A 12,767-nucleotide genomic window follows, 5' to 3' on the forward strand; every position below is an offset into this window, starting at 1 on the left:
AAATTTTATTTAATAATGAAGGAATGAACTTCTGAAATTATATTATTGGAATTAATACTAATTAAATAGTAACCACTCATCAAGTTTGAAACGTTTAATTTGAATTTTAAACCGCTTCTATCTTTTTGTTCTAAAATTTCTTTTCCATAAATATCATAAACCTTAACAGATACATTTTTATATCCTTGTGGTAGTTTTATGTTTAGCACATCTGTTGCGGGATTAGGATATATTTTAAAACTTTCAAAATCCTTACTATCTGTACTTAAGTTTGAAGCTATAACTTCTACAGTTCTTGTGGCTTGTGATGAATTTCCTGAACTATCTGTAGTATCGTAATAAATATTGTATATACCAATGGCATCCATAAATTCTGAATCGTCTATCATAATTATAGAGCCATCATCAGTTGAAGCACCCAACTCTGTATATCCTAACCCTTGTGTAATAATTAGTGGATTGTCACCTAATATTTCTATAACTGGCGGTGTACAATCGATACCGTAAGAGGCCACAGCATCTTTTTGTCCCCAATTGACTTGAGAGTAGACGGGATCATCCACTTCTATACATTTAAGTGATGCATTACTATTTATTCTAAATTCCGTAATTATCGTATTCGTTCCATTTTTGATGGTAAAGTACTCCAACTGATTTTGCTGCAATCGTACTTGTTCTAACTTTGTGTTGTTTGATAGGTCTAAAGACGTTAAGTTATTGTCATCTAAACGAAGTCGTCTTAAGTTTGATAGATGAGATACATCTATAGCTGTTAAAGTACAATCCGAACAATATAGTGTGTTAATATTAGTGTTGTTAGATGTATCCAAACTTGATATCGTATTTGAGCCTAATCGTACATCTGCTAATTGTGTATTGTTAGACACGTCGATACTACTTAGATTGTTCCCGTGAAGCCATAAAGTGCTTAAATCAGTTTGAGCAGATACATCAATACTACTAATATTATTTCCATTTAGCATCAAGATTTCCAATGCTGTAAGCGCAGAAATATTCACACTATTAAGGTTATTTGAACTTGCCCTTAGTTCTATCAACGTAGTAAAGTGCTCAATCCCTTCAATACTGGATAAGCCTTCATTTATAATATCTAATTCCTTTACATTTTCAATGTTAGCCTTTGGTACTCTATTATCTCCCACAGCGTCATCATATCCTAAGTCGTTTAAAACCGCTTCAAATTCTGAACTTGGAATATCAACATATTCAATGGTACTAATTGTAAATGAGCCAATTTCTTCTGCATCAGTTCCGTCTCCACCACGCGCCCACAAATTGTAATCTCCTACTGGTAAATTACCGATAGTAGCAGTTCCTACAGTATCATCAAACGCATAAGGATAAGTACTACCTCCATCTATGCTAAACTGGACTTGGCTTTGTGAACTAACATCCTCAAAATTTAATACTAAGGATCCTGTAGGAGTTGTATCTTTACCATCAGCATCTGTAACTGTAACTGTAGTATTAAAACTAAATTTCTTGGTACATCCATAATAATATACATGCATATTGGTTACAGTATCTCCAGAAGGACCTTCACTACTTGCTACGGCTATGATGTTTCCACTATGATTCATGGCCACTTCATTCCCAAATTCCTCATTTTCTAATTCCCCCAAAATAGCCTCACCCATAGGGTCCCAGTTAGAACCGTTAGCTTTAAATATTTGGACTTTTCCCTGACGTGTAACAGTACCCGTATGTTTAGGAGCACCTGCTATAATTACAGTGCCATCATAGTTAGTGGCTAACCCGTCTCCCATTCTATCACTAGTTTCACCTTCTATTACTGAATTAAATAATACTCTACCCTTATTAGTTGTATCAAAATCTGGTTCCGTAAATCCAACCTTTTTACCATCTTTCGATAACACAACTTCTGCGCCTCTTCGGCTACGAAGGCTTATCCCTGGAAAATAATATTTTTCTTCCCAATTGGTGCCATTCCAATCATACTGATACACTGCACCTGGTGCGGTAGTGATAGACCCTAATGAAAATGGCGCACCAAAAAATAGATGTTTTCCATCTTCGGAAAGCGCTACTGAATGTCCATTATTGTTGGGGCTGAAATCTACATCTTTTGGGGCAATACGGTTTCCCAACTGCTCCCAATCAGTACCTACCCATTGGTAAACTATCACTTCTCCTAATTCTATACCATTAAATCCTGAACTTGGTGCACCTATAGCAATAATAGAACCATCACTACTAAAATCGATATCAAAGCCGAATTCCCCACCAGCTTCTAAACCTGTTAACAGACTTCCTTTTTGAGCCCAATCGGTGCCATTCCATTCATAGATAAATACTTCTCCTTTAGTTCCTATTTGTGCGGCTCCTACGGCTAAAATTTTACCATTATCAGATAAACGTACAGCGCCACCAAATCTACCATAAGTAACGCCAGATAAGGTGCTTCCCATTTGTGTCCACCCGCTTGGTGCCCATTGATACACCTGTGCTTCGCCTTTATCTCCTTGTCGTGTATTCCCTATGGCTACTATAGTTCCTGAACCATCTAAATCTACCGATTCTGCTTCCCAAGCACCTATTGGACCACCTAATTCTTGCCATCCCATAACACTACATTCAGCAGGATTTGTTGGTGCAAAAGCAGGATCAATCGTTAACTCTAAAATATATTCTTTGGTACAGCCATCCGCATTGGTTGCTGTAGTTGAGTACGTCCCCGAAGTGTTATAAGTGGTATCTGTTCGATCCCAATAGTAGTCCGTGTCTGCAAAAATGCGAGTGACTTCGGGTAAGTTATCATACACCGTTAAATGTAAGGTTTCACTACCTGAGGTTACTTTTGTAGAAGACGTATATGTTTCTCCATTAACTGACCAAGTGTAGTCTCCACAACTTAATACAGAAGTAATGTTTTGTGCTAATGTTAATGTTGTAAAACATTGTAGCATTAGTATGCTTAAGATTTGGGTAATTTTTTTCATGCTATTTTGGGCTATTTTAATAAAAAGATTACTTCAGCCTTTTGGCTTCGTAATGACGCCTTAATTGAACTATTTGTTAATTCTATTCTAAACTTATCTTTCTTTTCTCCTCCCCATCGGGGAGGCTGGGAGGGGCTCTTTTTTACTCCCACGCCATCCATTCAATATCTAAATCGGTAGTCCAAGTACCGCCATTATTATCAATACGGTATACAGCAATAGTAGCACTGGTTGTTGCGGTGCTAACCACATTAGCTACATACATTTCTGTGGCCACACCAGATTTTACAGTGATATTGACTTTAGGAACAGCGTTAAACGTAGTGCCAAATGTGATCGTTGTAGTATTTACGCCTGCTGCACCATCGGTATTATAATCATAAACACCTTCTGCTAGTTTACTTACTTTGGTTCCTCCACCTAAGGTAAGTCCGTCTCTAATGGTAACATCAGCATTTAAGTTAATATCATCAGTATCAAAAGCTCCTGTGATTAAGGGTGTTGTATCAAACTCATTATCTATAACGAGTTGATCATCATCATCTAAATCTTTTCCTGCGCCATAACCAATAAATACGTTACCGTCACCTTGTGCTGATTCTCCAGCAGTATATCCTATATGAACATTATAGCTTGCATTACTATCAAAACCTGCTCCAGCACCAACAAATACATTTTGATTTCCTACACCTAAGCCTCCAGGATCTGCAGTACTTCCAGCATTATTTCCTACAGCTGTATTTGAGTTTCCTGCGTATTGTAAAGTACTCTGCCCGATGGCAGTATTTCCGCTGCCTGCGATACGCCTACCCGCTCTATTTCCAATCGCCGTATTGCTGTTAAGATTGCTGTTTATTTCGAATAAAGCCCAATTACCTACAGCTGTGTTTAGTCTGCCAGTATTGTTTCCGTCTAATGTACCATCTCCAATGGCAACATTAAAATTAGCATCGCTCATTTCCAAGCGGTCTTTTAGAAATCCATAAGTTCTTCCATCTACTTTTATTGCCAAAGTATCTGCCGTATTTTCTACCAATTCAATACCTGTATCAGCATCGGTATCTGTAATTCCACTGGTAGTTTCTGCATGTAAGGCATAGGGAACACTGATTAGCTGTTGTGTGCCAAGTGAGGCGTACGTTCCACCACCAGTAGTATCCACACTAACTTCTAAAAAATAGATACCTGAACTCCAATTGATATCTGAAAAGATATCTGTGGAATTGCCTTGTCCCACAACGGCTGTAATTAAGCCATTGGCATTGGTAGTCAATTCATGAGTTTCGGTATAGACTACGGTACCCGTAGCACTACCTTGATGTATTTTAAATTCCGTATTGGCTATACCATTGTTTATAACGTCTCCCGAAGCATTTTTAATCACGGCCTGATAGTTGAATCCTTGTGGTGTTTGTGCTGAAATATAGCATATCATTAGGCATAGTATGAGAGTTACTAAATATGTTTTGGTTGTCATGGTTTAATAGTTTTAGGGTTAATTAAATGGATTTGTAAATTATTCTTTTACGACTTTAAATGTTTTAGTATTGTTAAGAGTATCTGAAAGCTTTATAAAATAAACACCGTTGTTTGCGTCTTTTAAGTTGATGGTTTCTAAACTTGTGGTTTTACGTTCTATAAGTTGTCCTGTAATAGTGTATACTTCAATACTTTCGATAGTAAAATTTGGAGATGCTATATTGATGTAATTTTTAGTAGGGTTTGGGTGTAGATAGATATCGGTTAGCACCCCATTATCATCAATTGATAAGGTACTAAAACTGATGGTTTTTGCTGTAGGATGGTTTTGCCCAAAATAGTTTTGTGTACCGTTACCATCTTGAAGGTTAACGTTTAGATACGTCTCATAATAGTTATCAATAACATTAGCATCTGTATTTTCAGCTATTGTAATTTCTCCAGAATTTGGATTATTACCGTTACCGAGATCGCTTATAATATCAAACAACACCAGTTCTATAGTTTGGCCAGATGTGTGTGTGAAATCATTAGGAATCATATCAGTTCGTAATAACTGTACCAAATCTGTTGTGTTACCGTCATACGAGTTTTCTTGGGTATTTGTCCATTCTGTATTTTGAAGTCCAGAATTTCCAGATTCAAAATTGCCTAAGGAGTATCCAGAAGGAATGTATAATGCAACACCTATATCTGCTGAAGGAGCATCTACAGATTGAGTAAAGTCTGGGGTAGCTATAAGCGCTATTTGGTAATTGCTAGTTGAAGCGTTTGTACCTCTAAAAGACAAGCTATAGTCATACGTTTGAGAAAAAGACAAACTTGTAATTAAAACTGACAGTAATAAATAAAGCTGTTTCATTGGGATTTGGGGTATTAATTGGTTTTTTGATAGACTTTTAGCTATAGATTAGGTTTTATTTAGCTTAATCTCTTTAGTTTTTGATGATTTATCATCAACGGTATAATCATATTCTTGTTTTAAAATGGTCTTGGCTCTAGTCATAGGAAAAGGCCAATATTCAAAACATACTTTTAAAAATTGTTTCACGGCATATGTATTTTGTCGATACAATTATACCGTTTATCGATTATTAATTCCAAAAAATCAAGGGTGCAAATGCGGGGGCATGATGTTAAATAGCTGTTTTATAGTGATTTAAAATATTGCTCTAAGGTAGTGGTGGGTGCTAAATTGAGTTTTTTTTTCAGTCTTGCGCGAGCAGATTTTACTGCTTCAACAGAAGTTCCTCGTAAAGTAGCTGCTTCTTTTCTGGTAAGCCCCATTATGGAGTACGTAGCCATTTCTACTTCTAATTTGGTAAGTTTTGGATGTTTTTCTTTTATTCTAAACATAAAATCAGAATATTCACTTTCTATATTTTCTCTAATAAATAGTGATTTTGAATCTTCAAAACTATCAGATCTAAGTTCGGTTAGAATACTTTTTAAGGATATACCATCTTCTTCTTGAGATAGTTTTTTAAGGTTTTCGGCTAGTTTTGCTTTATTTTTAAGTAATTGCACCGATTCGCTCATCAACTGAATAATTTCCTGTTTTTTTAACTCTATATCTTTATCTTTTATGTTTAGTTTTTGAGTTAACTGAAATTTTTCTTTTTGCAAAATATTATAGCGTTCTGCTAAAGCAAATGATAATAATAATACTTCTAGAAAAGAACCTACTACATAAGCGTTCCCTGTAATTTTATTTACGGGTAGTAGTTGTAATAGTGTGCCAGCATAGAGTGATATACCAAAGCAATATACTATCCAAGCACCTATAAAATAACGTGCAAACTTATTGCCATTTAAATACGCTTTTACACCTGCGTATAATGCTATGAAACCAGAGGCAAATGTTCCCATAGCAACAAGTTTATTAGTGGTATAATTACCAAAGACTTCCATATTTATGATTTCATAGAGGAATGAACCTATCTGAAAATATATTAACCCCATTAATCCCCAATATGCAGACGTACTGTAGGTTTTAATGTTCAAAAATTTAATGCAAAATATGCATAGGGTAATAATACCTAGTGCTATACTAAGAGGTGGAAACCATTCTAGCATAAAAGGATATTCATCGATTAGAAACTGTTTAGAAAAGCCTCTAACAGTAATTTGAGCCGACAAAGAGCATATAATGGCTATGGCATAGTAGATGTACAGCGAATCTCTTAGGCCTATACCTATAAATAAATTGTACAAGGCTATAGTTAGAAGTGCCCCAATAATTAATGCTACTATAAGCAGTTCTCTGTTTTCAAAACGTTCTTTTTGTTTTTTATCAATAACATGCATCATAAACCATTTGCCATATTTACTGCGTGCCTTTAGATAATATGTTTTAGTTTCATAAGACGCTAATTCTATCGGGAAATATAATGATGCACCTTGTTCAGCTTTTTGGTCTTCCATAATCATCATACCTGAAGGGTAACTTGCCCAAGCATTATTGTTTTGATGATACATTATGATTGAATCTTGAAGCGGTTTTAGTATTTGAAGTAATTTTTTAACAGGCTTAGACGACGTATTTACAGCTCGAAACTTTAACCAATGTGTGCCAGTACTAAAACCTAGATTTATGATGTTTTCCTCAGCAGGTTTAAACGGTATGTTTTTTACCTCTTCAATAGATAAAATACTGTCTGTGTAATAGTATTGAAAGGCATGACCAATCCTGTCATTTCTAGAGATCTTATTAATTTCAAGAGGTATAAGTTCTTGGTTTTGAGTATATACACTATACGTTGATAGTAATGTAAGTATACAAGTTAAACCCAATAACCTCATGTGCACTATTATTTTTTTGCAATAATAAAACTAAGGTAATAATTAACAAAGAGTAATAGGGTGCAAAACAGGGTGCAGTTACATCAATTAATTGACTATAAGTTATTTATGTAATCATCTAGAACAATGTCTTTCGAAACATTCATTTTACGCTTTAACCGGAATTTAGAGGATTTAATAGCTTCTATAGATGTATTCCTCAGGGCAGCTATTTCTTTTCTCGATAAGCCTAGTCGTATCAGCGTGCAAATTTCTATGTCAGTTTTTGTGAGATTGGGATGTGATCTTTTTAAGAGATTAATAAATTCCTGATTTTCACTTTCAATGTAATTTTTTAATAAAAGTGATTTGTTTTCTTCAACCGTTTTTGATTTTAAGTCTGCAATTATACTTTGTAAATCTTGAGTGCTATAACCAGACTTTAGCTTTTTAAGCTCTTCAACAAGATTAGATTTAGTATTGATATGATCTATAGTTTCAGAAATTAAACTTACAATTTCCTTTTGTTTGACATTGACATCTTCTTGTAATTTCTGATTTTCAAATTGTCTTTTTAATGCTAACTGTTCAGCTTTTATGCTCTTATTTCTGTGAACCATATAACCAATACTAAGTAAAATAATTAATGCGAGTAGACTTACTGCTACAATCCATAAACGTCTGTTAGACTCATATTTTAATCGTTCGGTTTCTATTTCCTGGTGCTTTACTAATTTTAAACTATCAATTGATTTTTGTTTCTCGTATTTATGCTTGGCATCCAAGTCAGCCATGCGTTTAAAAGTTTCGTCATTATAACGTTTTTCAAGTAGCTTTAAATACTTGACATGGTTTTCGTAGGCTTTCTCGTAGTTTCCAAGTTGAGCATAAGCGAATTGTATGGTTTTATAACGATAGGGTAAAAGTGCTTCGTTTCCCAATTCTTCCGATAATTTCAGTGCCACTTGCATGTATTTTAATGCCAGTTTTGGATTGTCTAGATTCCTGTAAGTTGTAGCTAAAGCGGCGTATCCAGATTCCATTCCAATTTTGTTGCTGTTATTTTTGTGGTACTCGATGGATTTTTTTAGAAAAGGAAGGTTTTCTTTCATTCTTCTACTTTGCCTTAAGTACTGTGCATAATTGGCATTTACAGCTGCTATGTCGTATGGGCTGTTTATAGAGTCTGCAAGTTTTATAGCTCTTAAATGATATTGTTCGGCACCTAAAGTGTCTCTGGAATTGAGATACAAGTTCCCCATAGTGCTTAATACACCTAAGCGTTCTCTTGTTACGTTATATTTTTTACTTAGTGTTAATGCAGAATCTAAATTTGTTTTTGCTTTACTGTATTCTTCTTGATACATCCATAAAATTCCTAGTTGGTGGAAGGATACTGGTAGTTCTTCATAATTCTCAAGACTTTCTTTTATTTTGATGCTTTCTAGCATGTGCTTTAAAGCTATATCATAATTGTTTTCTCGTCTTTCAAAATAACTTAAGAAGTGTAATGACGTCGCTTTTTTATTTATGAAAAACTTAGAAAGTCTTGGTTTTACATCTAGAACACTATCTATATAAGTCACGGTTTTGTATAAATAGTCCTTTGCTATTTTAGGCTTGGTATCTGAATTTCTTACAGCTAGATTGTATAATTTATCTACATTAATACTATCATTTTGGCTATAAGAAACAAAAGGACAGAATAAGAGCGTTATAAAAAGTTTTAGTGTATTGTGGTAAATTTTAATCATGATGCCAAATTTACTACTCTACAATTTTAACCAAAACACAAATACGGGTGCAAAACGGGTGCAGGTATAAAATTTTTTCTGCTTCTAAGCAAACGGTCACAGGTTAGAATCCTGTAGCAATTACTAATAAAAATAAAAACAGAACCTTAATTAAGGTTCTGTTTTTTTATTAACGCTAAAAGCTAATAATATTAAATTAACAACAATGAGTAAGCTAATTATAAGTATTATTTTCATGTTGTTGTCTGTTGATGTTATTGTTAAGATGCAATTGTTTAAAAAAGGTTGCGTTAAGAAACCATTTTTATTTATATAACAGTTTAATTTGATTTTTCCCCAGTGTATAAGTTTCGTTTTTTTAAGAATGTTGTTTTAGGCAATACAAAATGGCGAACTCTATTAACTTTCCCTTACCAACCAGCTTTAGCTTTTTTCTAATATTCTTTCTGTGAGTCTCCACAGTAGCAATACTCAGCCTTAAATGGCTTGCAATTTTAGCAGATGTTTTACCATTACCAATGTGTTGCAATACCTCTAATTCTCTCTTAGTTAAAACTGCATTAGGGTTTATATGTGAAGGGTAAGCTTTTAAAAAAAACAGAAGTGTATCCATAATATCTTTATGCGGTGTAATGGCCTTGGTAGCATTAAGTATTTTTATAATGTCTGCTTTTGAAAGTTTAGCATTTTTGGCCTTAAGCGTATGTATTGTTTTTATAATTTCTTTGTATGTGGTCATTCATTGAATATCTTTAAAAGCCTAAGATAAATTCAGTAGGCTTTAAAAAACATAACCAATAATAGGTAAATTCAGTTGAGATTATTTTTAGTTATACTTTATGTTTTCTAAAATATACAGTTATTACTTCTTCAGTATTTAAGCGTATTTTATCGTTGATTTTTGTAGTTCATATTTGTGCCCGTTCAATGAACATGAATTTTTTGCACTTTTCCGATTTTTTAAGACATGTTAAGTGTAGTTGTTTAGTTTTGAGGAGATTAAATAATTATAGCCCCATGAAACGAGTACTAACAATTCTAATTTTATCAGCTTTTTTAGCCAATACAGATTTGGCTAAAGCACAAGAATATGCTGATACTTCAATACAAAATTCTAAAACCAATAAAAAGCGTCATGCTATATATGATTACGCAGAGAGTGATTTAAATAGTATAGACACAATTCCTGGTTTCAATACACAATCTGATAAGTTAAAAATCACAGGTACTATATTTAAAAGCGATGGTGTTACACCTGCTAGTAATGTGATATTTTATATCTGTCAGGCAGATGAGGATGGTGATTACCACTCTAAGAAAGTAAATGGAAAACGTGTTTTAAGACATCAAGGATGGGTAAAAACCGATAAAAATGGCGAATACACATTTTATACATTTGTTCCGGGAACAGTTTGGGGCAGTAAAGCCTTAAAACAAATTCACGGATACGTAAAAATGCCCAATGACACGGAAGTTTATCCTATTAATCATTTTGTGTTTGATGACGATCCGTTTTTAAGAAAATCGTGTCGTAAAAAAATTGCAAAACGAGGCATCAACAATATACTTAAGTTAGAGAAACAAGATGGTTTGCTTGTAGGAACTCGTAACATTGTATTACCTTCAATTACCCTAACATATTAGTGTTTATTATGTAAACTAAATCCCCGAACATACCTCGCTATGTATGTTCGGGGATTTTTATTTTAGTTACATACCTATTCTCAATTGCATTCAGAAGGTATTTCAAAGGAGCCTACAACTGTAATATCTCCCGGAGTGTTATCTTGCCTGTCATATTCCACATTTATACTTCCTTTAAAAATTTTACAATCTCCATCTTCAATAATTTCATTAATATTTAAAGTACCTCCAGCTTTAGATAAAAAGATACCACTATCTGGGATACTCATACTAGAAATGTTATCCTTAGTATTATTATAAACAATCATGGTATATTGTTTTTTTTCAACAGGTGCAGGAAGCGTAAAGGTAATTCTGTAACCTTCTAGATTTCTAACATCTAAGCGAACCCTATCATTTTCAACATCAACAATGTCAACAATATCTAGTTCAAGTTTTAGGTCTGTAAACCCATCGCCATTAATGGTTATAGAAGCAAAATTTTTTTCTGACTCTTGTTCCATTTGGGAGTCGCTATCGTCACTATTTGAACAAGATGTTAAAGCAATAATAAAGCTTAGGAGAAATACGTTGTAAATCAATTTTTTCATGGTTTTCAATGTTTGTTTGTATTTATTTATTTACATAAACATCGAAAGCATTTAAAAATGTCATCACTTTATTTAGTAATTCTCAACTTTGAATTTAAGTTTATCTTTTTCTGAACTATAATAAAAGGGTTTTTTTGCAGTATTAACTACAGCAATATGGTATATTTCTTGTTTACCTAGATAAGATATACGGGACAGTATTAATCTGTCTTATGAACAACATGGAAGTGTAGCAGGAACGCCTATTTTTCAATGACTAATTGCTGACCGATACGCAAAACCGAATTTCTCTGGATAGTATTCACTTTACATAAAGAAGCAATAGTAACCTCGTTCCGTTTAGATATTCTAGAAAGTGTATCTCCAGGTTTTACAATATAAATAGAACGTTGTTTTATCAAACTAGCTAATGCCTCTTCTTCAGTAAGCAAAGGTTTTATTTTACTTTGTCGTTTAGAATTGTGGGCTAGGGGTTGAGTCCATTTTTGGGTTACCCAAATCTCTTGGGCTCGGATAGTATTTTCTTCATCAAATTTAAAAATGTACTCAGGATTAATAGAAGTGCCTTTGTAGTTTACTACTAAATGTAAATGACTCCCTCTAGAATTTCCAGAGACACCTCCTTTTCCTAAATAACTCCCCTTTACAACACTGTCATTCTCCTTTACACCGTATACCGATAGATGCGCATAAACGGTTTCTAACCCATTGTAATGCCTTACCACAACAGTTTTACCATGGCCACGAGTATACCTCGCCATTCTAACAACACCATCAAACATGGAAAAAATACTATCACCGGTAACAAGATCAATATCTATACCTTTATGAGGGCGTCCCCAGCGCCAGCCATAACGAGACGTTACTACCTTTTTCTTTTTGATTGGAGAGGCATAAGTAGAATCTTCAAAAGTTAACTTTAGTGGAAACTTTAAATCTTTTGCATATTTATAAGGATTATACACTGTGTTTATCCAATATTCGCTTGTTATATTTTCCCTTTCAATATTAATTGAATTTACAGCTGTGGGTATAGAATCAACTACTATATCAATTTCTATAGGTTGTAAGAAGTCATATTTTTGAGCATTTAACTGAAAACCTAATAAAGCCATCAGTACGATACAAAATAATACTTTCATGAGGGTTAAAGTCTTATTTTTTGGTTGGATGCCTGCAAATTTAAGTATTTAGAAGCTAGAACCATAAGTTAATTATAATGACTTACTAACAACTTATTTATGTCATAAATATTTTATCTACTGGATAATTTTTGTGTACTTTATTATCTAAAACACCTATTTAAGGAAGCAAGGCAAAAACATATCTACCTAATGGTAATGTGGAAGTGCATTATAATTGACCAATAAAGCCTTAACTTTGCATGGAGACTCCCTTTAACTAATTGCAAAAAGTTGACAACTAAAGACTACATATTTTATGTTCTGGTATTTTTAAACATTGGTTTTGTAGTTTTTGTATTTATTAGTAGGTATTTAACCAGAAACAATGAGCATCATCACGACGAAGACTTTGAT

General features: G+C 33.7%; 10 protein-coding genes. 1 reads left to right on the forward strand and 9 read right to left on the reverse strand.

Translation table 11 applies throughout. The features are described from left to right. Positions 1-5 precede the first annotated feature (5 nt). The 7 genes from JS605_RS13720 to JS605_RS13750 form a co-directional block, all read right to left on the reverse strand. A complete protein-coding gene (locus tag JS605_RS13720; protein ID WP_203258290.1) occupies positions 6-2,981 on the reverse strand; it encodes a T9SS type A sorting domain-containing protein in 2,976 nt (991 codons plus the stop codon). Positions 2,982-3,123: 142 nt separating this feature from the next. After that, complete coding sequence (locus tag JS605_RS13725; protein ID WP_203258291.1) at positions 3,124-4,458, reverse strand: hypothetical protein; 1,335 nt, start codon at positions 4,456-4,458, stop codon at positions 3,124-3,126. 39 nt (positions 4,459-4,497) lie between these two features. Then, positions 4,498-5,322 carry a T9SS type A sorting domain-containing protein gene (locus JS605_RS13730; RefSeq protein ID WP_203258292.1) on the reverse strand — a complete coding sequence of 275 codons (825 nt, stop codon included), beginning with the start codon at positions 5,320-5,322 and terminating at the stop codon, positions 4,498-4,500. A 48-nt stretch (positions 5,323-5,370) separates the two neighbouring features. Then, positions 5,371-5,511: a hypothetical protein gene (locus tag JS605_RS13735; RefSeq protein ID WP_203258293.1), complete on the reverse strand. Its 141-nt coding sequence runs from the start codon at positions 5,509-5,511 to the stop codon at positions 5,371-5,373. A gap of 98 nt (positions 5,512-5,609) precedes the next feature. Next, positions 5,610-7,262: a 7TMR-DISM family protein gene (locus JS605_RS13740; RefSeq protein WP_203258294.1), complete on the reverse strand. Its 1,653-nt coding sequence runs from the start codon at positions 7,260-7,262 to the stop codon at positions 5,610-5,612. A 95-nt stretch (positions 7,263-7,357) separates the two neighbouring features. Next, positions 7,358-8,995, reverse strand: coding sequence for a hypothetical protein (locus JS605_RS13745; RefSeq protein ID WP_203258295.1), 1,638 nt, complete (start codon positions 8,993-8,995; stop codon positions 7,358-7,360). A 358-nt stretch (positions 8,996-9,353) separates the two neighbouring features. Further along, positions 9,354-9,734, reverse strand: a complete 381-nt coding sequence (locus JS605_RS13750) for a response regulator transcription factor (protein ID WP_203258296.1) — start codon at positions 9,732-9,734, stop codon at positions 9,354-9,356. A 278-nt stretch (positions 9,735-10,012) separates the two neighbouring features. Between JS605_RS13750 and JS605_RS13755 the strand changes: the two genes are divergently transcribed. Then, positions 10,013-10,639, forward strand: coding sequence for a hypothetical protein (locus tag JS605_RS13755; RefSeq protein ID WP_203258297.1), 627 nt, complete (start codon positions 10,013-10,015; stop codon positions 10,637-10,639). A gap of 80 nt (positions 10,640-10,719) precedes the next feature. On the opposite strand, the gene JS605_RS13760 is transcribed toward JS605_RS13755, so the two are convergent. Both JS605_RS13760 and JS605_RS13765 read right to left on the reverse strand, forming a co-directional pair. Continuing rightward, positions 10,720-11,229: a hypothetical protein gene (locus tag JS605_RS13760; protein WP_203258298.1), complete on the reverse strand. Its 510-nt coding sequence runs from the start codon at positions 11,227-11,229 to the stop codon at positions 10,720-10,722. 242 nt (positions 11,230-11,471) lie between these two features. Further along, a complete protein-coding gene (locus tag JS605_RS13765; protein WP_239000351.1) occupies positions 11,472-12,371 on the reverse strand; it encodes a M23 family metallopeptidase in 900 nt (299 codons plus the stop codon). Positions 12,372-12,767 lie beyond the last annotated feature (396 nt).

It is taken from the genome of Hyunsoonleella ulvae (assembly GCF_016827605.1).
In the GTDB taxonomy this organism is placed as follows: Bacteria; Bacteroidota; Bacteroidia; order Flavobacteriales; family Flavobacteriaceae; genus Jejuia; species Jejuia ulvae.

Bases quoted from the DNA above. Each gene is read 5' to 3' on its own strand.
- JS605_RS13720 (WP_203258290.1), bottom strand. From the start codon at position 2,981: ATGAAAAAAATTACCCAAATCTTAAGCATACTAATGCTACAATGTTTT.
- JS605_RS13760 (WP_203258298.1), bottom strand. From the start codon at position 11,229: ATGAAAAAATTGATTTACAACGTATTTCTCCTAAGCTTTATTATTGCT.
- JS605_RS13750 (WP_203258296.1), bottom strand. From the start codon at position 9,734: ATGACCACATACAAAGAAATTATAAAAACAATACATACGCTTAAGGCC.
- JS605_RS13740 (WP_203258294.1), bottom strand. From the start codon at position 7,262: ATGAGGTTATTGGGTTTAACTTGTATACTTACATTACTATCAACGTAT.
- JS605_RS13755 (WP_203258297.1), top strand. From the start codon at position 10,013: ATGAAACGAGTACTAACAATTCTAATTTTATCAGCTTTTTTAGCCAAT.
- JS605_RS13730 (WP_203258292.1), bottom strand. From the start codon at position 5,322: ATGAAACAGCTTTATTTATTACTGTCAGTTTTAATTACAAGTTTGTCT.
- JS605_RS13725 (WP_203258291.1), bottom strand. From the start codon at position 4,458: ATGACAACCAAAACATATTTAGTAACTCTCATACTATGCCTAATGATA.
- JS605_RS13745 (WP_203258295.1), bottom strand. From the start codon at position 8,995: ATGATTAAAATTTACCACAATACACTAAAACTTTTTATAACGCTCTTA.
- JS605_RS13765 (WP_239000351.1), bottom strand. From the start codon at position 12,371: ATGAAAGTATTATTTTGTATCGTACTGATGGCTTTATTAGGTTTTCAG.